The sequence below is a fragment of the Actinacidiphila paucisporea genome (assembly GCF_900142575.1).
Lineage (GTDB): Bacteria > Actinomycetota > Actinomycetes > Streptomycetales > Streptomycetaceae > Actinacidiphila > Actinacidiphila paucisporea.
In genome coordinates, this window is record NZ_FRBI01000031.1 from 56,886 (window position 1) to 76,883 (window position 19,998).

Here is a 19,998-nt window from a genome sequence, read left to right on the forward strand (position 1 = left end):
TCACTCCTGCTTGCGGCTGACCGCCACCGCGGCCGGTCGCAGCTGGCGGCCGGGTTCGCCGTATCCGGGCCGCAGCACCCGGACGACGGTGCCCGGAGCGGTGTCCGGTTCATCCACCACGGACACCACCTCGTGCTGCTCGGGGTCGAAGGGGACGCCGGTCTCCTCGTGGCGGGGGTAGCCGAGGCCCCGCAGCACCTCGACGGCCTGGTCGCGTACCGCCCGGACTCCGCTGACGATCGCGCCGGGGTCGTCGGCGCCCGCGTGGGCGAGGGCCAGTTCGAGGTTGTCGACGACCGGCAGGAAGGCCCCGGCCACCCGGGCCCGCTCGGCCTCCCGCTCGCGGGGAAGCTCACGGGCGTAGCGCTTGCGGAGGTTGTCGAGGTCGGCGAGGGCCCGCCGCCACCGGTCCTGGAGTTCCTCCACCTCCGCGTCGCGCGCCGGCTGCCCGCCGTCCCCGCCCGCCGCCGGCTGCTCCCCGGCTTCGGGGGCCGGCGGGGGCGTCTGCTCGGGCGGGGTCTGCTGGGCCTCGGGCGGTGAGCGGTCCTCGGCGGGACGCGCCTGTTCCTGGTCCGACATGTCGCCCGCCTCAGCTCTTGTCGAAGTCGGCGTCGATGACGTCGTCGTCACCCGCCGGGGACTCGGCCGCCGGGCCCTGGCCGGGCTCCGGGCCAGGCTGGGCACCGCCTTCGGCTCCGCCCGCTCCGGCGGCGTGGGAGGCCAGCGCCGCGTGGATCTGCTGGAGTTCGGAGGTCAGGTTCCGGGCCCGGTCGGCCGGGGCCTCCTCCTTGACGGCGGTACGTGCCTCGTCGACCAGCAGCCTGGCGCGCGCCCGCTCGTGCTCCGGTGCGGCGTCGCCGAGTTCGTCCAGACGGCGCTCCACCTGGTAGGCGGCCGCGTCGAGTTCGTTGCGGGCGTCGATGGCCTCGCGCAGAACCAGGTCGGCGGAGCGGTTGGACTCGGCCTCGTTGATCATCCGCTCGACCTCGGACGGGTCGAGGTTGGAGCCCTCGCTGATGGTGATCGACTGCTCGGCGCCGGTGTCCCGGTCCTTGGCGCTGACCTTGAGGATGCCGTTGGCGTCGATGTCGAAGGTGACCTCGATCTGCGTCTCCCCGCGCCGGGCCGGCCGCAGGTTCTCCAGCCGGAAGCGGCCGAGCACCCGGTTGTCCGCGGCCAGTTCGCGCTCCCCCTGGAGCACCACGATGTCCACGGCGGGCTGGTTGTCCTCGGCCGTGGAGAAGGTCTCGGACCGGCGGGCGGGGATGGTGGTGTTCCGCTCGATGATCTTGGTCATCACGCCGCCGGCCGTCTCGACGCCCAGCGACAGCGGGGTGACGTCCAGCAGCAGGACGTCCTTGACCTCGCCCTTGAGCACGCCGGCCTGGATGGCGGCGCCCAGCGCCACGACCTCGTCGGGGTTGACGCTCATGTTCGGGTCCTTGCCGCCGGTCATCCGGCGGACCAGGCTCTGCACGGCCGGTATACGGGTCGAGCCGCCGACGAGGATGACCTCGTCGATGTCGTTGTCGGTGACCTTGGCGTCGCTCATCGCCGTCCTGACCGGCTCCAGGCAGCGCTCCACCAGGTCCGAGGTGATCTGCTCGAAGGTGGAGCGGCGGACCGTCTCGGTCAGGTGCTTCGGCCCGGCGGCGTCCGCCGTGATGAACGGCAGGCTCACCTGGGTCTGGCTGACCGAACTCAGCTCGGTCTTCGCCTTCTCGGCCGCCTCGAAGAGCCGCTGCAGGGCCTGCGGGTCCTTGCGCAGGTCGATGCCCTCGGCCTGCTGGAAGCCGTCCGCCAGGTGGTCCACCAGCCGGCGGTCGAAGTCGTCACCGCCCAAGTGGGAGTCGCCCGCCGTGGCGCGGACCTCCACCACGCCGTCCCCGACGTCCAGCAGGCTGACGTCGAAGGTGCCGCCGCCCAGGTCGAAGACCATGACCGTCTCGTGGCCCTTCTTGTCCAGCCCGTAGGCCAGCGCCGCCGCGGTCGGCTCGTTGATGATGCGCAGGACCTCAAGACCGGCGATCTTCCCGGCGTCCTTGGTGGCCTGCCGCTGGGCGTCGTTGAAGTACGCCGGCACGGTGATGACCGCCTCGGTCACCTTCTCGCCCAGCGACTTCCCCGCGTCGTCGGCGAGCTTGCGCAGCACCTGCGCGCTGATCTCCTCCGGCGCGTACTGCTTGCCGTTCACCTCGAAGCGCGCCACCCCGCCGGGCCCCTCGACGACGTCGAAGGAGACCGCCTTGGCCTCGTCGGAGATCTCGTCGTAGCGACGGCCGATGAACCGCTTCGCGGAGGTGATGGTCCCCTTGGGGTTGAGGATCGACTGCCGGCGCGCGAGCTGTCCGACCAGCCGCTCGCCGTCGTCGGAGAAGGCCACCACCGAGGGGGTGGTCCTGGCCCCCTCGGCATTCGGGACGACGGTGGGCTCACCGCCCTCCCAGGCCGCGATGACCGAGTTGGTGGTACCTAGGTCGATGCCTACTGCCTTCGCCATGGGAACTCCTCCGTCGCGACACGGGAACCGATCGGCGGGCTGCCAGGCGCACGGCGCCGGACGCACCCCACCTCCTGGCAGGGTCACGCGGCGGGCGGCGCGCTTCCCCGCCCCGGCATGACCAATCCGCGCCGCCTTTCCCGTCCGCCAGGACGGTGCCGCGGCGCGGCTCCCAGGTGAGAGCCGGTGCCGGGCGGCGTAGCGTGGAAGTCAGCCGCTTTCGAGCCGCGAATGGACCCGCGATGGACGCTGTTCCGCTTCCGACCGCCGGTGCCCTGCACCCCATCCCGCAGCCAGGGGCCGCCCGGCACGCGCTGCTACGGCTGGTGACGGCCGTGCTCGACGGCGTCGACGAGCGCGAGGTGCTGTGGGGTGCCATGGCCGCGATCGCCGCCACCGGCCCGTTCGTCGCGGAAGCGGCCTACGCCGTGCACCACGGTCTGGCGCGGCGCTGCTCCCCGGGCCGGGCGGGCGCCTCGGCCTCCGCCGTCGCCTTCGGCGGGCCGGGCAGCGCGGTGGCGCTGGGGCCGAACCCGACCGACCGGGGGCCGGCCGTGGACCGGACCGGCCGGGAGCCCGCCGTGGACCGGACCGGTTCGGAGCCCGCCGCGGGCCCAAGGGGCGAAGGCGGGGCTGAAGCGACCGCCGCCGAGGTGATGGCCGCCGACCGGCTCGACCGGCGGATCGACGCCCTCGACGGCCGCAGCCGGAATCTGCACGAGCCGGGCGGACGCTGGTCACGGGCCATCGCGCTGCGGTACCGGGGTGACTGCCTCGGCTATCTCGTGGTCCGGTCCCCGACCACGCCCTCGCCCGAGGAGACGGCCCTGACCGATCTGCTCGCGCAGCAGACCGCGAACGCCCTCGCGCGCCTCACCGGGCGCCGGGCGGAGCCGCCCGGCGCCGGCTCGGCGAGCCTGCCGGGGATCGCGGACCCGGAGGGAAACGGGCACGTCCCGCCCACCACCGGTCCCGGCGCGACCGTCTCCGCCCTGGCCTCGCGGCTCGCCGTCCACGACGCGCTCTCCCGCGCCGCCGCCTCCGGCGGGGGTGAGACCGGAGTCCTGCAGGCCCTGCACGACCACACCGGCTTCGCGGCCCGCACCGAGGACCGCTTCGGCAACCCGCGGGCCCAGGCGGGCCCCGCCCCGGGCCCCGCTCCGGGCCCCGCTCCGGGCCCCGCTCCGGACGAACCCCGCGGAGGACCCGGGGACGCACCGCGCCCGCGGGACCGGCGCCGGGAGTCCCTGCTGCGTGACGCGCGGCGCCGGCCCGGCGCCGTCCGGGACGGCGACCGGCTGCTCGTCCCGGTCGAGATGGCCGGGGACCTGCTCGGTGCGGTCGCCCTGGTCGATCCGGACCGGCGGGCGACGGAGACGGACCTCTCGGCGCTGGGGCAGGCCGCTCTGGTGCTGGCTCCCCTGCTCTCCTACGAGCGCAGGCTGGCCGAGCTGGAGCCGCAGCTGCGCCACGGCCTGGTCGACCGGCTGATCTCGGGTGAGGCGACCGACGACGACTTCGCCCAGGCCGCGGCTCTGGGCCACGACCTGCGCCGGCCGTACAGGGTCGCCGTACTGGAGTGGCCGGGGACGGCCGGGAGGGCCGCGCTCGGCGACGCGGTGGCGCGGGCGGCCGGGCGGCTGCGCCTGGACGTGCTCGTCGGCTCCCGCGGCGCGGCCACGGTCGTCCTGGTGGCCGGCGAGGACCGGCGTGACCCGGCAGGCGAGCTGTACGGCGCCGTCTCCGACGTCCTGGGCACCGGGGCCGGCGCGATCGGGGTCGGCGGCCGCTGCGACGTCTTCACCGATCTGCCGCACTCCTACGACGAGGCCGTCCGCGCCCTCACCGTCCGGCGCCGCTCGCAGGACCCGTACGGCAGCACCGGCTTCGAGGAGCTGGGGCTGCGCCGCATGATGGGCACCGGCGGGGGCGAACGGGAGGCCGACCGCTTCGTCCGCGAGTGGCTGGGACGGCTGCTGGACTACGACTCCCGCCACCGCACCGAGCTGGTGATGACGCTCTCGCGCTATCTGGAGAGCGGGTGCAGCTACGACGCCACGTCCGAGACGCTCCTCATCCACCGCAGCACCGTCCGCTACCGCCTCCAGCGCATCCGCGAGATCACCGGCCACGACCTCGGCTCCGTCGAGACGCGCCTCAACCTGCACATCGCCACCCGCATCCGCAACGTGCTCGACACGCCCCCCTGACGGCCGTCCCGCCAGGCCGGACAGGCCCTAATGCAGGACGCTGACCGCGCGGGCGATCACGAGGAGCGAGGTCAGCAGGGCGGCGATACTCTGGACGCCCATCATGACCTTGGCGCGGGTCGACAGCGGCATGGTGTCGGTCGGGCTGAAGGCGGTCGAGTTGGTGACGGACACGTACAGGTAGTCGACCAGGGTGGGCATCCAGTCGGAGACGACGCTGGACCCGTCCGCGACCTCCTGGACCGCGTCGTCGTTCTCGTCCTGGGAGAAGCGGAAGTCCGCCAGCGGCAGCTCGCCGCGCGGCGCCTGCGTCCGCATGACGGGACCGCCCCGGTCGAGTTCCCAGTAGGCCAGGCCGAAGGCGACGATGTTGGTGGCCCACACCTGCAAGGCGGCCACCAGCAGCGAACGCCCGTCCTTGACCCCGGCGTACAGCAGCTCGTGGATGAGGACGCCCAGGGCGAACAGGTTGCTCGCGGCGATCAGCAGGACGAGCGTCAGCGACAAGGCGCGGAAGAACCGGGTCTGGCGGGTCAGGCGCTTGGGATTGACCGCGATGAGCGCCACGAGCAGCAGCATCTCCAGTGCCGGCAGTATGTAGCGCGGCGCGATCAGCAGGCGCTGCGGCAGGGCCAGATACAGCAGGATCGCGGCGAGCGTCGCGATGACACCGGGCAGCCGGGCCTCCCCGCGGCGCTCGTGCCGGGGATGCCCGGTCTGGGCCTGGACGAGCCTGCGCGTCATCTCCTGCCCGCTCCCCTTCGTCGACCCAGATCCCTTGCCGCGGCCCGTCACCGGGACATCTAACCACCGACTGCGCGACGGCCGGTGGACCGCGGTCCGTTTCCCGCGCCGGGCGGTGCCGCGCATCCGTTTCCGCCGCCGAGCGGTGCCCGCGCGTCCGGCCGGTGGTCGACGCGCCCGCGTCCCCCGCGGGCGGCGGCGCGGCCGACGCGGTCCGGCGGGGCGGTCCGGCTACGCTCGGACCCGTGACGTGGCTGCGGGCCTTCGGGGAGGTCGTGCGATCCGGGCTCACGATCGAGGAGACACGGCTGGAGCCGCTGCTCGCGCTGCGCACGGCGGCCGGCGTGGCGATCGTCGTCGGCCCCGCGCTCTATCTGGTCTCCCCCGCCTTCGCCGCGTCCGCCGCGCTCGGCGCCTTCTCCGCGGGCGGTGCCACCTTCCAGCGCACCTGGCGTCCGCGCAAGGTGATCGCGCTCGGCACGGGCGCGGGTCTGGGGCTCAGCACCTTCGTGGGCTACCTGGCGGCGGGGCACCTCGTCACGTTCCTCCCGCTGCTGGCCGTATGGGCCTTCGCCGCCGGGATGGCGTGGGCCGCCGGGTCGACCGCCGGGATCGTCGCGGCGACGACCGTCGGCAGCATGCTGGTGACCGTCACCCTGCCCACGAGCGTCGGGAGAGCCCTGGCGCACGCCGGGGTCATCGCACTCGGTGGCGTGGTGCAGGCCCTGCTGATCCTGCTGTTCCCGATCCGCCGCTGGGGCGCGCACCGTGACGCGCTCGCCGACGGCCTGGCCGCGGTGGCGGACTACGCCCGCCGGCTGCGCCAGGACCCGGCCGCCCCCTTCGACCCCGAGCCGTTGATGACGGCCCGGGACGCGGCCGCCGTGACGCCGTCACAGGCCAGGACCCGTCCGCGCGTCCTCCACGGCCCCCGGGGGCTCGCCGAGCGCATCCTGCCGGTCGTCGCCACGCTCGCCGACCCGGACGTCGGCGCCCCCGCGCAGGGACCCGGGCGGGACCGGGCGCGGGAGTTGCTCGGCGCGGCCGCCGACGTCCTGGACGCGGTGGCCCGTGCGATCCGCTGCGGCACTCCCGTGGAGGTGCCGGCGAGCAGCACGGAGGTCCTTCGCCTCGACGAGGAGGACAAGGTCCTTGAGGGGCCTGCGCGGAAGGCCGCCGAGCAGCTGGTGGAACTGCTCGGCGAGGCGCTGGAGGTCGCCGGGAGCGGCGGCGCGGCCGGGAAGGCGGCCACGGCGCCGGGCACCGCGCGCGCCCGGTTCCTGGTGCGCCCGACGATGTTCCGGCTGCTGCGGGTCGCCTTCCGGGCGGTCCGCCACGAACTCCGCTGGGACTCCCCCGTCTTCCGGCACGCCGTCCGGCTGGCGGCCGTGGCCACGCTCGGCTATCTGATCGCCGCCTGGCTGCCGCTGGGCCACAGCTACTGGGCGCCGCTGGCCTCGGTGATGGTGATGCGGCCGGACTTCCACCGGACGTACGCACGTGCGGTGGGCCGTCTCGCCGGGACCGCGGCGGGGGTCGCGCTGGCCACCGCGATGGTGCGGGCCGTGGGCCCGGACGCCCATGTGTTCGGCGCGCTGACGGTGGTCTCGGCCGGGCTGTCCTACACCGTGATCCGTACCGGCTACGCCTACTCCCAGTGCTTCACCGCCGCCTACGCCGTCTTCCTGCTCGGCATGGGCGGCGAGACCTGGGACCAGACGGTCCCGCAGCGGGTGGTGCTCACCCTGCTCGGCGGGGCCCTGGCCATGCTGGCGTACGCGGTCTTCCCGGCCTGGGAGACGCCCCGCCTGCCGGGCCGGCTCGCGGACTGGCTCGCCGCCGACGGGCGGTATTCGGCCGCGGTCTTCCGCAACTACGCGGAACCGACCCCGCAGCATCGCGCCGACATGCGCAGGGCCCTGCTGGCGAGCAGGCGGGCACGTGCCGCCTGGCAGGAGGCCTACGACCGGGCGCAGCGGGAACCGGTCCGGCCCAGGGGCCTGACGACGCGTGAGGCGCAGAACGCGCAGGACGCGCTCGAGGGCTTCGGCCGGACGGCGATGGTCATGGAGAGCCATGCCCCGCGGGCCGGCGGCCGTTCCGTCGGCGCGTCGGAGCGGTTCGCCGACGCCCTGGAGGCGGACACCGCGCAGGCGGCGACCGACGTGCGCGAGCACCGGAATCCCGACTGGCGGCGCGTGGACGAGGCGCTCCGCGGGTGGGACGGCGCCGCCGCGGAAGGGAGCCCTGCGCGCCGCGAGGCGGGAATGCAGAAGCGGGCGCTGGAGGACCTCGCGACGGCCGTGAGCCGCACGCCCCTGGAACGGGACGTCGGCTCGGCGCGGGAGGAGCAGCGGGTGCGAGCGGCCATGGCCGCGGAAGGTGACGGTGCGGGGCCCGCGCACCGGAGCGGGTGACGGAACCCGTACCTGTCCGGATTTCCGCATACGCGGGACGCGTCCGCTCGGCCGGCCCTAGCATCGGGGCCGTGATCGCCGACAGCCGCATCTCAGCCCCGTGCCGCCTCGTGCCGCAGGGCTGTTGTCGCTGAACACCACCTCGGCCCGGCCCCTCCCCCTGGCCCGGCCGCAGGCATCTCCGGCGTACGTCACGCGCGGCTGATCTCGCGCCGGCACGAGCGGACCGCGCCGGAGGTGGCCCCCCGCTTCCGTCCGCTCTCCTCCCCCTGAGAGGCAGTTCCCCATGCGCAGCGACGAATCCACATACGACCGCCACCGGTTGGGCCAGTGGCTGGCCGGTGAGGCCAGGGCCGAGGGCGTGTCCCGCCGCGACCTGCTGCGGCTGGCAGCGGCCGCGGGCGTGGTCACGGCGGTGGCGAGCCTGCCGGAGACGGCCGCCGCGGACACCCCCGCGCCGGGCCCCGGCATCGTCAAGCCGCTCCCTCCGGAGTGGTTCACCATCCGCGGCACCAATGCCGAGACCAACTGGGCCGCGCTGCGAGGCACCGGCTTCCACACCCCCGTGGACCGGTTCTTCGTCCGCAACCACTCCTCCACCCCCGTCCTCGACCAGGACACCTGGAGCCTCAAGCTCTGGGGCAGCGGCCTGCGCGGCGCCCCGGGCGTCGACCGTCCGGTCGAGTTCGACTACCACGACCTGCGCCGCATGCCCTCCGTGAGCATCGACGCGTTCGTCGAGTGCGCGGGCAACGGCCGCAGCTACTTCACCACCCAGCAGGGCGACACCGTCACCGGAACCGCCTGGACCCTCGGCGCCATCGGCACCGCCCGCTGGCGCGGTGTCCCCCTCTCCCACGTGCTGGAACGCGCCGGCCTGACCCGGCACGCCGTGGACGTCCAGCCGCGCGGCCTGGACGAGGAGTACGTGTCGGCCGGTGCGAATCTGGGCCACGTGCGCCGCCCGCTGCCCGTGGCGAAAGCGCTGGACGACGTGATCCTCGCGTACGAGATGAACGGCGAACCGCTGCCGTACGACCACGGCCACCCGGTGCGCGTTCTGGTGCCCTCGTGGGTCGGCGTCTCCAACATCAAGTGGGTCGGCGACATCGAGGTCTCCGCGCAGCCCCTCTACTCACCGTGGAACACCGACTTCTACAAGCTGTTCGGCCCCGCCTACCCCGAGGGCGGCAGCGCCCCGCTGAGCCGGCAGACCCTCAAGAGCGCGTTCGAGTCGGCACCCGGCGCGACCTACACCGCAGGCACCCGCTACCAGCTCACCGGCCGCTCCTGGTCGGGCAGCGGGGGGATCCGGCTGGTCGAGGTCAGCACCGACGACGGCGCGACCTGGCGCCCCGCCCGCCTCCACGACCGCCCCCGCGAGGCGGCCTGGTCCCGCTGGTCCACCGACTGGCGGCCCACCACGCCCGGCCCCACCGCCCTGCTGGCCCGTGCCACCGACACCACCGGCCGCACCCAGCCCGTCCGGACGACCCCCAACACGCAGGGCTACCTCTTCGACGCGGTCGTCCGCAATCCCGTCACCGTACTGTCGTAGCCGCCTGGGACGGGACGGGCGGTCCCGCCGCGAGAGGAAGGTTCCGCCTGCCATCGGCATTGGTTAGCTCTTTCGTGGGAGCCGAAAAATCTATGATGGCGGGAGTAGACATTGAGCGGCGGTGTGGTTATGGTTTCTCTTGTAGTCGAGATCGAAGGGCCCGGCAGAGAACGAACTGCCGGGCAGCAGTACAGCAAGTGCAGTCCGCAGGATCCAGCAGCGAAGTGAGCAGTACCTCGGTAAAGGCGCCGGCTGCGGGCGCGCGTACCGGGAGTCGGCACAGTCACAGCAGTACGCACTATCGATCAGCAGAGGGAAGAACGGAGGAGCCGAGCGCCATCAGGATCGCCCGGGTGGAGAGTCTGTGAACCCGGGTACCGCAGGACATCGATAGTGAGGTGGTCTCCGGTCGAGCAACCGCGATCCCCGCGCCCCCGGCAGCAGTCCGGTCGGGTCCGCGGAAACAGAAGGCCGGCGCGACACTGAGGCCGGCAGATGGTGTAGCAAAGTTCCTTCGGGGCCTTGGTGCCGTACGGCACCAAGGCCCCTCCAGCGTGTTCCGCAGAGAGGCGAGATGACAGCAGGCGACTCGTACAACCGGCTCGATGACGACGACTATCCCGCCTACACCATGGGCCGGGCCGCCGAGATGCTCGGCACCACCCAGAACTTCCTGCGGGCCCTCGGCGAGGCCCGCCTGATCACCCCGCTGCGCTCGCAGGGCGGCCACCGCCGCTACTCCCGCTACCAGCTGCGCATCGCCGCCCGCGCCCGCGAACTGGTCGACCAGGGCACGTCGATAGAGGCAGCCTGCCGCATCGTCATCCTCGAGGACCAGCTCGAAGAGGCCCAGCGCATCAACGAGGAGCTGCGCGCCGCCGGCGCCTCCCACCCGGCCGACGCCTGACCGACTTCCCGATCGGGTCCATTGCCGCGATATGCGCTGATTCTCATAGTATGTGCGCATGATCGCTGAAGACGCCCAGCCTCCGGTCCGCGGACGGCAGTCCCCGAACCGCTCCGGCGCCGTGCCCGACACCCTCCGCGCTCCGGCAGTCGCTCCGCCGGCCGGCACGACCGGCCCGCCGGCCACCGGGCGGGCCGCCGCCGGCCCGGAGAGCGGGGCGCAGCGGGCGGCGGCAGCGGTGAAGCCGCGGATGCGCGGCTGGCTGCACGCCGGGGTGTTCCCCCTCGCCCTGGCCGGCGGCATCGTCCTGGTCGTCCTGGCGCGTTCGGCGGCGGCGGTGGAGGCCTGCGCGGTGTACGCGGCCTCGGCGCTGCTGCTCTTCGGCACGAGCGCGGTCTACCACCGCGGCGACTGGGGCCCGCGCGGGGAGGCGGTCCTGCGCCGGTGGGACCACGCGAACATCTTCCTGATCATCGCCGGCACGTACACGCCCCTGGCGGTCCTGCTGCTGCCCGGGCGCGAGCAGATGGTGCTGCTGTCCCTGGTGTGGGCAGGAGCCGTGGCCGGCATCGCCTTCCGGGTGTGGTGGATCCGGGCGCCGCGCTGGCTGTACACCCTGTGCTACATCGCCCTGGGTTGGGCCGCGGTCTTCTACCTGCCCGCGTTCGCGCGCGCCGGCGGCCCGGCGATCGTCGCACTCGTCGTCACCGGCGGCCTGCTCTACACCGCGGGCGCCGTCGTCTACGGCCTCAAACGCCCCGACCCCTGGCCGCGCTGGTTCGGCTTCCACGAGGTCTTCCACGCGCTCACCATCGCCGCCTTCACCGCGCACTACACCGCCATCCTGCTGGCCGTCACCTGACCCGCGTCCGCGCCGTGTCAGGGCCGCCGGCGGGTGAGGTGGATGCGGACGGTGGTGCCCTCCTCGGTGGCGTGGAGGCGGACGAGATCGCTCACGTGGTTGACCAGGAGCAGGCCGCGACCGCCCGGTTGGCCGGGCCGGGCCGGGCGGCGTCCGGCCAGCGGGTCGGCGAGGTGACCGCGGTCGGCCACTTCGCAGACGATCCGGCCGTCAGCCGCCCAGATACGCAGCGTCCCGGTGCCGCCGCCGTGCAGGACGCTGTTGGTGGTCAACTCGGCCACCGCCAGTGCCAGGTCGTCGGTACGCTCCCGGGGCAGGCCCAGCGCGGCCGCCCGGTCGGTGGCGAAGCGCCGGACGTCGGGCAGCCGCTCGGCGTCGAAGGAGAAGGCCGCCGCGCCGGGCGCGTGGGGCAGGGGCCGGTTGTAGTCGGCGATCACCCGGTCGGGAGCGTAGCCGTCGCTGGCGCGTTCGGCGGAGTCCTCGATCAGCACCGGGTGGGTCGCGTACGCGTCGGCGATGACCCGCTCGTCCAGTGCGGAAGTGTCGTACGGGCACAGGATCGTGGCCCGCTGTCCGGTGAAGGCATGGTTGATCAGGGCCTCGTGCTGCACGCAGGCGGGATATTCGTCCTGGTCGCGCGCGGCCCAGATCGGCTCGCCGATGATCCGTACCCGCTTGCCGGGGTGGGCGTCGGCGAAGGCGCGCAGCACGCCGGGGATGATCCGCCCGGGGTTGCGGCCCGCCTCCTCCATGTCGATCAGCCTGACCTGGTCGGCCCTGCCGCCGAGCGCGTTCCTGAGCAGGCCGAGGCGCGCGGCGGGAACAGCGACGGCCACCGGCTCGCCCGCGGACAGGCCGGCGCCGATGAACGGCACCGTGCCGGCCAGGTAGGTCTCCTGGTCGCGGTAGAACAGCGCCGGATGCACGAAGGGGTCGGCGGCCGAGGCGGTCACTTTGTCACCTCGATCGCTTCCAGGTCCGGCCAGAACAGGTCCAACGTCCGTCGCAAGGAGGCCGGCGGCCCGGACAGCACGATCCGTCCCGGCGCGGGAAGGCGCTGTGCCGCCCGGGCCAGGGCGCCGGCTCCGCCGACGTCGACGAAGGACAGGCCGGACAGATCCAGGTATATGTCGCTTCCTTGCACGAGCATTTCCTCCAGGGCCGACTGCCAGGCGGGCCGAGTGCTCAAGCTGACCTCGCCGGTCGCGCTCAGGCCTGGCCGGTCGGCCAGTCGGCGCAGGTCGAGGAGCACCCTGGCCTCGCCGGAGTCCGGGGCGGACATCATCGCGTACTCGCCTCCGACGCGCTCACGTCCTGTCGCATGGCGGCCATTCTCCCATGGACGCCGAGCGGCCTCCCGGCCCGCCGCACCCGCCTCGCGGCGGCTCGGCGTTCGCCGGCCCCGGCGTGCGACCGGGGGCAGCCCGGACGGTTTCGCGCGAGCGCGGATCGCGCCGCAAGAAGGCCGACTGCTCGGGCACCCGCACTCGTACGCGTGACACAAGGGCTCTCCGTGTCCGCACCCGGCCACCCCGCACATACTCTGTGTAACCAATCCCTACCGAATGCGACCAGCGAGGTGTGGAATGGTCGTGATCACCGACCACGCGAGTCAGGCCCCAACCGTTCGCCGCTCCGCCGGGCGGATTCTGGTCAGCTGGCTGTCCACCACGGATCACAAGAAGATCGGCCACCTGTACCTGATCACCTCGTTCTGCTTCTTCCTGTTCGCCGGCGCCCTCGCCCTGCTGATGCGGGCCGAACTCGCCCGCCCCGGCATGCAGTTCCTCTCCAACGAGCAGTACAACCAGCTGTTCACGATGCACGGCACGGTGATGCTGCTGCTGTTCGCCACCCCGACCTTCGCCGGCTTCGCCAACGCGATCATGCCGCTGCAGATCGGCGCTCCGGACGTCGCCTTCCCGCGGCTGAACATGCTCGCCTACTGGCTCTTCCTGTTCGGCGGGCTCATCGTCGTGTCGGGCCTGCCCACGACCGAAGGCACCGCGGATTTCGGCTGGACCGCCTACACCCCGCTCAGCCTGCAGGTCCGCTCCCCCGGCGTCGGCGCCGACATGTGGATCATGGGCCTGGCCCTCGCGGGGTTCGGCACGATCCTGGGCGCGGTCAACTTCATCACGACGATCATCTGCATGCGCGCACCGGGCATGACGATGTTCCGGATGCCGATCTTCACCTGGAACATCCTGCTGACCTCGGTCCTGGTGCTGTTCTCGTTCCCCGTACTGGCCGCGGCGCTGCTGTGCCTGGAGGCGGACCGCCAGTTCGGCGCCCACGTCTTCGACCCCGCCAACGGCGGCCCGCTGCTGTGGCAGCACCTTTTCTGGTTCTTCGGCCACCCCGAGGTCTACATCCTCGCCCTGCCGTTCTTCGGCGTGGTCACCGAGATCCTGCCGGTCTTCTCCCGCAAGCCGATCTTCGGTTACGTCGGCCTGGTCGCCGCCACCGTCGCCATCGCCGGCCTGTCGGTGACGGTGTGGGCGCACCACATGTTCGTCACCGGCGCGGTCCTGCTGCCGTTCTTCTCCTTCATGACCTTCCTCATCGCGGTGCCGACCGGTGTGAAGTTCTTCAACTGGGTCGGCACGATGTGGAACGGCTCACTGTCCTTCGAGACCCCGATGCTGTGGGCGATCGGCTTCCTGGTGACCTTCCTGTTCGGCGGCCTCACCGGGGTCATCCTGGCGTCGCCACCGCTGGACTTCCACGTCAGCGACTCCTACTTCGTCGTCGCCCACTTCCACTACGTCCTGTTCGGCACCATCGTCTTCGCCATGTTCGGCGGTTTCCACTTCTGGTGGCCGAAGATGACCGGGACCATGCTCGACGAACGCCTCGGCAAGATCCACTTCTGGACGCTGTTCGTCGGCTTCCACCTCACCTTCCTGGTGCAGCACTGGCTGGGCGCGGAGGGCATGCCCCGCCGCTACGCCGACTATCTGGCCAGCGACGGATTCACCGCCCTGAACACCCTGTCGACGATCGGCTCCTTCCTGCTGGGCCTGTCGACCCTGCCCTTCCTCTACAACGTCTGGAAGACGGCCAGGAGCGGGGAGAAGGCCACCGTCGACGACCCGTGGGGCTACGGCCGCTCCCTGGAATGGGCGACCTCCTGCCCGCCCCCGCGGCACAACTTCCACGCCCTGCCGCGTATCCGTTCCGAATCGCCGGCCTTCGACCTCCACTACCCGGACGTCGCCGGCGCGGAGATCGAGAAGCACGGCGGGCAGCGTGACGCCGTCGACCCGGGCGGCCGCTCCCATCCCCAGGACCCCGGATGAGCGCGGGTCAGGCCACGTCGACCGCCCGGTCGCCCGGGGTGATGACGGCCTGCCGGCCGTGGACCCAGGGGGCCACGCGGTTGCGGGTGCCCCGCTTGCGGGAGGCCGTGAGGAAGTCGGCGAGCGGCGATCTCATGACGGTGTAGTCGCCGTAGTGCACCGGGAGCACGTGGTCCGGGCGCAGGAGCTCGACCAGCTCGGCGCCGCGGGGCCCGTCGAGCGTCACGACGAAGCCGCCCGGCAGCCGGGTGCCGCCCAGGTGGAGGACCGCCACGTCCATCGCGGGATAGCGGGCGGCGATCCGGCGCAGGCCGTCGAAGAGCATGGTGTCGCCGGAGATGTACAGCCGGAGGCTGGGCGGTGCCCCTGCCAGGCCGCATTCCAGCATGCTGCCCATGACGGGGGGCAGCGCCAGCCGCAGCGGCAGGTTTCCCGCGTGCCGGGCGGGCAGCGCGGTCAGCCTGATCTGCACGCCGCCGGCCGAGAGCGTGCGGCTGTCCCAGTCGCGCAGGCCCGTCGCGTTGCGGAAGCCCTGGAGGTGGCGCAGCCGGCGGGCGGCGTGCGGGGTGGTGAGGACCGGTAGGGCGGGATCGAGGCCGTGGCGGGCGACGCGGTCCCAGTGGTCGCCGTGGAGATGGGACAGCACGACCGCGTCGAGACCGCCGGCGGCGGCTTCCTCGACCGACAGCGCGGGCTCGGTCAGGCGCCTGCTGACCAGGCCGTAGCCGAGGTGGGCGAACTGCCCCCGGTGCAGGAAGTTCGGATCGGTCAGCAGCGTCAGCGGTCCGTAGCGTACGAGGAGGGTGGCATTGCCGATGAAGTGCAGGCGGAGCGGGGGGCCGGGGTCCGCCGCGGTTCCCGGCTGCTCGTGGGCCGGCCCTGCGGCGGGCCCGCCGCCCGAGGGGCCGAAAGGCGTCGCGTCAGGTGTTCCGCTCATGAGGGAGACCCACCGCCTCCGCCGGCGTGGCCGGTGCTGCGCGTCCCAGGGCATGAGTTTCCCCACACGGTCATCACGCATCCTCGCTGTATCTTGGGCGCTCCGGTGACCGCCCGGGCCCTACGGGTACCCGAGGGGCCCGGCCGTACACCGGCCGGGGTACGCGCGGGACCCCGGCTCACGCGGTGGATCCGCCCCGCCGTCTCCGGCTCGGCGGGGGCCGATGGCCGGGAATTTGCCCGGGTGAGGGAAGCTTGTGGGGACTGCCGTCCTGACCGCCCCGTGCGGGGCCGGGTGGGTCGGTCCCGTCGGCGTCGTTTCCTTCCTTGCCCCGGCGGAACGTGCTTGTCGATCCGCGGGCCCCTGTGGTCGTGCGCTGGTAGGGGATGGTCATGGCGGAAGAGTCGGGTGCCGGCGGCACGGGTTCCGGTCTGCGGAGGCGGCTGTGACGGTGCGGGACCTGGCAGGGGCGCTCACCGGGCTGCTGGAGTCCAGTCACACGGCGCCGTTCGAGCAGCTGCCCCGGCTGCTCGACGCCGCGGCGCGGCAGGCCGGTGCGGGCGCGGCCCGGCTCTTCGTGGCGGACCTCCAGGAGGAGGTGCTGCGCGAGGTCACCGGGATCGGCCTGAACGCCGGCGGGGGCGGCGAGGAGTACCGGATCGAGGGCACCCTGCCCGGCCGCGCCTACCAGCTGACCGAGGTCACCGCGCCGGCGCGCGGCGGGGGGTGCTGGGTCCCGGTGCGGGACGGCACGGAACGCCTGGGCGTCCTGCACATCGAGCCGGGGCCCGCCGACGGCGGCAGGCCCGCCGAGGAGGTGATGCGGGCACTGGCCTCGGCGGCCGGCCTGCTGCTGGTCTCCAAGCGGGCCAACAGCGACTCGCACGCCCGGCTGACCCGCACCCGTCCGATGGGCGTGCCGGCGGAACTGCAGTGGACCATGATGCCGCCGCGGACCTTCTCCGACCGGCGGGCCACCGTCAGCGCCTTCATGGAGCCGGCCTACCAGGTGGCCGGGGACGCCTTCGAGTACGCGCTGGCCGACGACATACTGCACCTGGCGATCTTCGACGCCATGGGCCACGACACCTCCGCCGGCCTGACCGCCGCTCTGGCGATGGCCACCTGCCGCAGCCACCGCCGCGCCGGCGCCACCATTCCCGAGGCCAGCAGGGCCATCGAGGACACCCTGATCCAGCAGTTCGGCCACACCCGCTACGCCACCGGCATCCTCGCGGACCTGGAGCTGGACACCGGCAAGTTCAGCTGGGTCAACCGCGGCCACCTGCCGCCGGTCCTCATCCGCGGCGGCCGCTGGGCCAGCACGCTGCGCTGCCCGCCGGCCGGCCCGATGGGCAGCGGGCTGAACCTGCCGGTCAAGCAGTGCACCGAGCAACTGGAGCCCGGTGACCGGCTGCTGCTGTTCACCGACGGCATCACCGAGGCCCGCGACGCCGACGGCCACGAATTCGGCGTGGAGCGCTTCACCGACTTCATCATCCGCCACCACGCCGACAACCTGCCCGTCGACGAGACCCTGCGCCGCCTGATGCGCGCCGTCATGGAATACCACCAGGAGCGGCTGGAGGACGACGCCACCGTCCTGTTCTGCGCGTGGCACGGTCCCGACGCCGCGGCGGGATGAGCGGCCGCGGGCCGGCGGGAGCTTCGCGTACGCGTGAGCCGGGGGCCGGGCGGCGTCGTCAGGCGGGTTCCTGGACCGCGGCCTCCTCGGCGGCGGCTTCTTCGGCGGCGGCTTCCTCTGCAGCGGCTTCCTCTGCAGCGTCTTCCTCCACGGCGGCTTCCTCCACGGCGTGGGAGTCGGTGAGGGTCAGCGCGCCGCCCGCCGCCACCAGTCCCACGACGGCTGCGAGCACGGCGTAGGTGATCCGTTCGCCGTGGAAGAACGACGCGACGAGGTCGCTGCTCCAGGTGCCGGCCGGGAGCCGGGTGGTGACCAGGGCGGCGATCAGGGTGCCGACCACGGCCGTACCGACGCTGGAGCCGACCTCCTGGGCGGTGTCGTTGAGCGCGGCGCCGATGGAGGTGCGGTTGCCCGGCATCGCGTCGACGAGTGCGACCGCGCAGATCGTCATCACGGTGCGCAGTCCCACGGTCATCAGCACCATGCAGACGGCGATGGCGGCGTATCCGTGCTCGACGCCCCAGGAGAGCCCGGCCAGCGAGCCGGCCAGGCAGGCCGCGCCGACCAGGCAGGCGACGCGGTGGCCGAAGCGGCGGGCGAGCCACTCCGACAGCGGGGTCGCGGCGATCATCGTCACGATGATCGGCAGGTTGGCCAGGCCGGCCCGCACCGGGCTCCACCCGTAGGCGTACTGGAAGTGCAGGATCAGCCCGAACATCACGCTGGCCATCGCTATGGACGTGCCGATCTGCGCGAGGGCGGCGCCGCGGACGGTGCCGTGGGAGAACAGGCCCAGGTCCAGCATCGGTGCCGGGCTGCGGCGCTCGTGCCGTACGAACGCGACCGCGGCCGCGACGGCGCCCACGATCGAGGCGAGGGTGGGCGGGGAGAGCCAGCCGTGCTCGACACCGCTGGTCAGCGAGTAGCAGGCGAGCCCGATCGCGCCGACGCTCAGGACGGCGCCCGGCAGGTCGAGCGCGTCGTCGGTCAGGTCCTCGCGCCGGTCGGCCGGGACGCCGAGCCGGACGCCGAGGCAGGCGATGACGGCGATCGGGGCGTTGACGACCAGCAGCCACTCCCACCGCACATGGGCCAGCGCGGTGCCGCCGAGCAGCGGCCCGAGGACGAAGCCGGACATGCCGACGACGATCATCACCGTCATGGCGCGCATCCGCAGGGCCTTGCCGTCGAACAGCCGGAAGACCAGCGAGTTCGTGATCGGGGCCATCGCCGCGGCGGCGACGCCGAGCGCCGCCCGCAGGGCGATGAGCTGGCCTGTCGTGGTGACCAGGAGCACGCACAGGCTCAGCGAGCCGAACACCGCGAGTCCGACGAGCAGCACCCGGCGGCGGCCGAGCCGGTCGGCCATCGACCCGGCGGTGAGCAGGAGGCCGCCGAAGGTCAGCGAGTACGCCCCGGTGACCCACTGGAGCGCGGTCGTCCCGCTGCCGAGGTCGCGGCCGATCGTGGGCAGCGCGATCGACAGCAGCGTGTTGTCGACCATCTCGACGAAGAAGGCCAGGCAGAGGGCGGCCAGCGGGATCCACGCCGCGCGCAGGGACGGGTAGGTGCGGGACGGGGCGGGTGGCGTGGCGGTAGTCATGGCGGTCCTCCGATCGGACGCCGTTCGACCATCGAACAACGTACGATACGGTACGATAGAACAGCGTTCGATGATGTGCAAGGAAGATCGTGATTGGGGAGGTGGGCCATGGCACGCCTGCAGAGCCGCGAGGGACGCCGACGGGTTTCGCACTCGATGGAGTCCGTGCTCACCGAGGCGGTCGCCCTGCTCGACGAAGCCGGGGCGCCGGCGCTGACCTTCCGGGCGCTCGCGCAGCGCCTCGGCGGCGGTGTCGCCAGCATCTACTGGTACGTCGCGAGCAAGGACGAGCTGCTCGACCGCGCCGCCGACCACGTGATCGGCGGGGTACTGGCCGACATCGAGAAACTCCCGGTCGGCGACGACCCGATCGACGACCTCCGCACGATGGCCCTGACGCTGTTCGACGCCATCGTGGACCGGCCCTGGCTCGGCGCGTACTTCATGCGCAACACCGACGTCCAGGGCAATTCCCTGCTCCTGTACGAGAAGCTGGGCCGGCAGACCCTCCGGCTGGACCTCGACGCGCGCCAGCGGTTCCACGCGGTGTCCGCGATCGTGGGGGTCGTCGTCGGCTCGGCCGTCGACATGGGGCAGGAGCCGCCGCAGGAGGTTCTCGACGGGGCCGTGGACCGCGAGGAGTATCTCGGCCGCTTCGCCCAGCGCTGGCGGGAGCTCGACCCCGAGGAATTCCCGTTCGTGCACGAGATCGTCGACGAGTTCGACGGCCACGACGACGTCGACCAGTTCCGCTCCGCGCTGGAGCTGACGCTGACGGGCCTCCGCCTGCAGGCCGGAGGCTGAGCAGGCCGGAGGCGAGCAGGTCGGAGGCTGAGCTGCGGGACCCGGCCTGAGCAGGCGGACCTGGGCAGGCCGGGTGGCCGAACCGCGAAGGCCCCCGCATCAGGGGGCCTCGGGGGTCAGCGGTCGGTGAGCATTCCGCTGCGGAGCTTGGCGATGATGCGGGAGAGCAGCCGGGAGACGTGCATCTGGGAGTAGCCCAGCTCGGCGCCGATCTCGGCCTGCGTCATCTCCTGGCCGAAGCGCATCTGCAGCAGCAGCCGTTCGCGGTCGTCGAGCCGGCCCAGCAGGGGCGCCAGCGCGTGGAAGTCCTCCACCAGCTCCATCGCCGGATCCCAGTCGCCCAGCGTCTCGGCGTAGGAGCGGCCGGCTTCGGTCGCGTCGGCACCGTCGTCACCGGTGGGCAGGTCGAGGGATCCCGCGGTGTAGCCGTTGGAGGCCACCAGGCCCTCGATGACCTCTTCCTCGGTGATCTCCAGGTACGCGGCCAGTTCCGCCACGCTCGGCGGCGC

At 73.0% G+C, this 19,998-nt stretch carries 16 protein-coding genes; 8 read left to right on the forward strand and 8 right to left on the reverse strand.

Going from position 1 to position 19,998, the window contains the following annotated elements; genetic code table 11:
* Both BUE44_RS31070 and dnaK read right to left on the reverse strand, forming a co-directional pair.
* The gene (locus tag BUE44_RS31070) at nucleotides 1-579 is read right to left on the reverse strand and encodes a nucleotide exchange factor GrpE (protein WP_073502356.1); all 579 of its coding nucleotides are present in this window, start codon (nucleotides 577-579) and stop codon (nucleotides 1-3) included.
* Between the two features lie 10 nt (nucleotides 580-589).
* A complete protein-coding gene (gene dnaK / locus BUE44_RS31075; RefSeq protein ID WP_073502357.1) occupies nucleotides 590-2,500 on the reverse strand; it encodes a molecular chaperone DnaK in 1,911 nt (636 codons plus the stop codon).
* Between the two features lie 242 nt (nucleotides 2,501-2,742).
* Here dnaK and BUE44_RS31080 point away from each other — a divergent pair, with 242 nt between their 5' ends.
* Complete coding sequence (locus tag BUE44_RS31080) at nucleotides 2,743-4,710, forward strand: PucR family transcriptional regulator (RefSeq protein WP_073502358.1); 1,968 nt, start codon at nucleotides 2,743-2,745, stop codon at nucleotides 4,708-4,710.
* A gap of 27 nt (nucleotides 4,711-4,737) precedes the next feature.
* Here the strand turns inward: BUE44_RS31080 and BUE44_RS31085 are convergent, their stop codons facing one another.
* A complete protein-coding gene (locus tag BUE44_RS31085) occupies nucleotides 4,738-5,454 on the reverse strand; it encodes a hypothetical protein (protein WP_073502359.1) in 717 nt (238 codons plus the stop codon).
* 245 nt (nucleotides 5,455-5,699) lie between these two features.
* Here BUE44_RS31085 and BUE44_RS31090 point away from each other — a divergent pair, with 245 nt between their 5' ends.
* The 4 genes from BUE44_RS31090 to trhA all read left to right on the forward strand — a co-directional run bounded on the left by BUE44_RS31090 (nucleotide 5,700) and on the right by trhA (nucleotide 11,198).
* Nucleotides 5,700-7,871, forward strand: a complete 2,172-nt coding sequence (locus BUE44_RS31090; protein WP_073502369.1) for an FUSC family protein — start codon at nucleotides 5,700-5,702, stop codon at nucleotides 7,869-7,871.
* A gap of 286 nt (nucleotides 7,872-8,157) precedes the next feature.
* Nucleotides 8,158-9,429, forward strand: a complete 1,272-nt coding sequence (locus BUE44_RS31095; RefSeq protein WP_073502360.1) for a sulfite oxidase — start codon at nucleotides 8,158-8,160, stop codon at nucleotides 9,427-9,429.
* Nucleotides 9,430-10,003: 574 nt separating this feature from the next.
* Nucleotides 10,004-10,336 (forward strand): MerR family transcriptional regulator, encoded by a 333-nt coding sequence (locus BUE44_RS31100; protein ID WP_073502361.1) that lies wholly within the window; start codon nucleotides 10,004-10,006, stop codon nucleotides 10,334-10,336.
* 58 nt (nucleotides 10,337-10,394) lie between these two features.
* Nucleotides 10,395-11,198, forward strand: a complete 804-nt coding sequence (gene trhA / locus BUE44_RS31105; RefSeq protein WP_407640077.1) for a PAQR family membrane homeostasis protein TrhA — start codon at nucleotides 10,395-10,397, stop codon at nucleotides 11,196-11,198.
* A gap of 17 nt (nucleotides 11,199-11,215) precedes the next feature.
* On the opposite strand, the gene BUE44_RS31110 is transcribed toward trhA, so the two are convergent.
* Both BUE44_RS31110 and BUE44_RS31115 read right to left on the reverse strand, forming a co-directional pair.
* Nucleotides 11,216-12,151: a sensor histidine kinase gene (locus BUE44_RS31110; RefSeq protein ID WP_073502362.1), complete on the reverse strand. Its 936-nt coding sequence runs from the start codon at nucleotides 12,149-12,151 to the stop codon at nucleotides 11,216-11,218.
* Nucleotides 12,148-12,483, reverse strand: a complete 336-nt coding sequence (locus BUE44_RS31115; RefSeq protein ID WP_235002637.1) for an STAS domain-containing protein — start codon at nucleotides 12,481-12,483, stop codon at nucleotides 12,148-12,150. Before BUE44_RS31115 ends, BUE44_RS31110 begins: the two co-directional genes overlap by 4 nt.
* 301 nt (nucleotides 12,484-12,784) lie before the next feature.
* On the opposite strand from BUE44_RS31115, the gene ctaD reads away from it, so the two are divergent.
* Nucleotides 12,785-14,500 (forward strand): aa3-type cytochrome oxidase subunit I, encoded by a 1,716-nt coding sequence (gene ctaD, locus BUE44_RS31120; RefSeq protein WP_079190240.1) that lies wholly within the window; start codon nucleotides 12,785-12,787, stop codon nucleotides 14,498-14,500.
* 7 nt (nucleotides 14,501-14,507) lie between these two features.
* Here ctaD and BUE44_RS31125 read toward each other — a convergent pair whose 3' ends face one another.
* A complete protein-coding gene (locus BUE44_RS31125) occupies nucleotides 14,508-15,437 on the reverse strand; it encodes an MBL fold metallo-hydrolase (protein ID WP_079190241.1) in 930 nt (309 codons plus the stop codon).
* 445 nt (nucleotides 15,438-15,882) lie between these two features.
* Here BUE44_RS31125 and BUE44_RS31130 point away from each other — a divergent pair, with 445 nt between their 5' ends.
* The gene (locus BUE44_RS31130; protein ID WP_322940881.1) at nucleotides 15,883-17,082 is read left to right on the forward strand and encodes a PP2C family protein-serine/threonine phosphatase; all 1,200 of its coding nucleotides are present in this window, start codon (nucleotides 15,883-15,885) and stop codon (nucleotides 17,080-17,082) included.
* Between the two features lie 58 nt (nucleotides 17,083-17,140).
* Here BUE44_RS31130 and BUE44_RS31135 read toward each other — a convergent pair whose 3' ends face one another.
* Nucleotides 17,141-18,685, reverse strand: coding sequence for an MFS transporter (locus BUE44_RS31135; protein ID WP_079190242.1), 1,545 nt, complete (start codon nucleotides 18,683-18,685; stop codon nucleotides 17,141-17,143).
* Nucleotides 18,686-18,841: 156 nt separating this feature from the next.
* Here BUE44_RS31135 and BUE44_RS31140 point away from each other — a divergent pair, with 156 nt between their 5' ends.
* On the forward strand, nucleotides 18,842-19,489 hold the full coding sequence (locus tag BUE44_RS31140; RefSeq protein WP_073502363.1) for a TetR/AcrR family transcriptional regulator: 648 nt from the start codon (nucleotides 18,842-18,844) through the stop codon (nucleotides 19,487-19,489).
* Between the two features lie 116 nt (nucleotides 19,490-19,605).
* On the opposite strand, the gene BUE44_RS31145 is transcribed toward BUE44_RS31140, so the two are convergent.
* Nucleotides 19,606-19,998, reverse strand: a 393-nt coding sequence (locus BUE44_RS31145; RefSeq protein ID WP_143172623.1) for a sigma-70 family RNA polymerase sigma factor, incomplete at its 5' end; no start/stop codon positions are given.

What these genes read in the sequence shown, in the direction of transcription:
- BUE44_RS31070 (WP_073502356.1), bottom strand. Translation starts at nt 579, where the DNA reads ATGTCGGACCAGGAACAGGCGCGTCCCGCCGAGGACCGCTCACCGCCC.
- dnaK (WP_073502357.1), bottom strand. Translation starts at nt 2,500, where the DNA reads ATGGCGAAGGCAGTAGGCATCGACCTAGGTACCACCAACTCGGTCATC.
- BUE44_RS31080 (WP_073502358.1), top strand. Translation starts at nt 2,743, where the DNA reads ATGGACGCTGTTCCGCTTCCGACCGCCGGTGCCCTGCACCCCATCCCG.
- BUE44_RS31085 (WP_073502359.1), bottom strand. Translation starts at nt 5,454, where the DNA reads ATGACGCGCAGGCTCGTCCAGGCCCAGACCGGGCATCCCCGGCACGAG.
- BUE44_RS31095 (WP_073502360.1), top strand. Translation starts at nt 8,158, where the DNA reads ATGCGCAGCGACGAATCCACATACGACCGCCACCGGTTGGGCCAGTGG.
- BUE44_RS31100 (WP_073502361.1), top strand. Translation starts at nt 10,004, where the DNA reads ATGACAGCAGGCGACTCGTACAACCGGCTCGATGACGACGACTATCCC.
- trhA (WP_407640077.1), top strand. Translation starts at nt 10,395, where the DNA reads ATGATCGCTGAAGACGCCCAGCCTCCGGTCCGCGGACGGCAGTCCCCG.
- BUE44_RS31115 (WP_235002637.1), bottom strand. Translation starts at nt 12,483, where the DNA reads ATGATGTCCGCCCCGGACTCCGGCGAGGCCAGGGTGCTCCTCGACCTG.
- ctaD (WP_079190240.1), top strand. Translation starts at nt 12,785, where the DNA reads ATGGTCGTGATCACCGACCACGCGAGTCAGGCCCCAACCGTTCGCCGC.
- BUE44_RS31125 (WP_079190241.1), bottom strand. Translation starts at nt 15,437, where the DNA reads ATGAGCGGAACACCTGACGCGACGCCTTTCGGCCCCTCGGGCGGCGGG.
- BUE44_RS31135 (WP_079190242.1), bottom strand. Translation starts at nt 18,685, where the DNA reads ATGACTACCGCCACGCCACCCGCCCCGTCCCGCACCTACCCGTCCCTG.
- BUE44_RS31140 (WP_073502363.1), top strand. Translation starts at nt 18,842, where the DNA reads ATGGAGTCCGTGCTCACCGAGGCGGTCGCCCTGCTCGACGAAGCCGGG.